Here is a 1,001-nt window from a genome sequence, read left to right on the forward strand (position 1 = left end):
TGCCATTCGGTTTACCGGTGTCACTCCGCTGTTATGGCCGCGTTTGTCTCATTCCACGCCTGACACTCAGTTCCGGGTAGGCAGTTCGCTCCAAGCTGGACTGTATGCACGAACCCCCCTGTTCAGTCCGACTGCTGCGCCTTTTCCGGTAACTATCGTCTTGAGTCCAATCCGGAAAGACACGACTTATCGCCACTGGCAGCAGCCATTGGTAACAGGATTCACGGAGCAGAGTAGTAGAAGTGCTTCTACAGAGTTCTTGAAGTGATGGCCTGACTGCGGCTACACTGGAAGGACAGTTTTGGTATCTGCGCTCCGTGAAAGCCAGTTACCTTCGGAAAAAAGAGTTGGTAGCTCTTGATTCCGGCAAACAAACCACCGTTGGTAGCGGTGGTTTTTTTGTTTGCAGGACATGAGATTACGACGAGAGTAAAAGGATCACAAGAAGATCCGGCTGTTTACCAGTGATTTGGCTTCAGTATTGGCTTTCGCCTAGTGGGGACTTTATCTGGCAATAAAGCTAATCTTAAGGCTTCATAGGATACATATGGCAAGCTCCAATCCCCTAAACTAGCCAGACTACTAATCACTCGACTAGTATCTTGTTCCCTTGGCACTACAATTCCTATTTTTAACTCAGGTCGATCGGCTTTTATCATTTCTATTGGCGGTATCATATCTGAGTCGTTAGTACAGAGAACCAATTGTTCTGCCTCACCACGGATCGCATCGCGATACATTTCTAAAGCCATTCTAACGTCGGTCTGCTTTTCTTCTAACTTCCAGACCGTTGTTCTATCCGTTTTTGATGGCGGATGCCCCTCATTAAAGGTCATTGCACATTCCTGACGCTCTGAGTAATAACCTTTGATTATCTGTAGGTTATCGCCATAGATCTGTACTAATGCTCGATGGTAGGCTTGCTGAGCCTGGTGCGCCAATTCACCCCGAGAAGCAAACTTTGCTTTGATCTCAGCAGTAAAGAACTTCACCTGAATCAA

2 protein-coding genes are annotated in these 1,001 nt (G+C 47.1%); one reads left to right on the top strand and one right to left on the bottom strand.

Translation table 11 applies throughout. The features are described 5' to 3' along the window. Window positions 1–268: hypothetical protein (locus CFT61_RS17090; RefSeq protein ID WP_089545439.1), on the top strand; the 268-nt coding region annotated here is incomplete at its 5' end. Window positions 269–458: 190 nt separating this feature from the next. Here CFT61_RS17090 and CFT61_RS16325 read toward each other — a convergent pair. Continuing rightward, the coding region (locus CFT61_RS16325; RefSeq protein ID WP_089545440.1) for an NYN domain-containing protein at window positions 459–1,001 on the bottom strand (543 nt) is incomplete at its 5' end.

Origin of the sequence: Segatella copri, assembly GCF_002224675.1 — a bacterium.
Classification (GTDB): domain Bacteria; phylum Bacteroidota; class Bacteroidia; order Bacteroidales; family Bacteroidaceae; genus Prevotella; species Prevotella copri_U.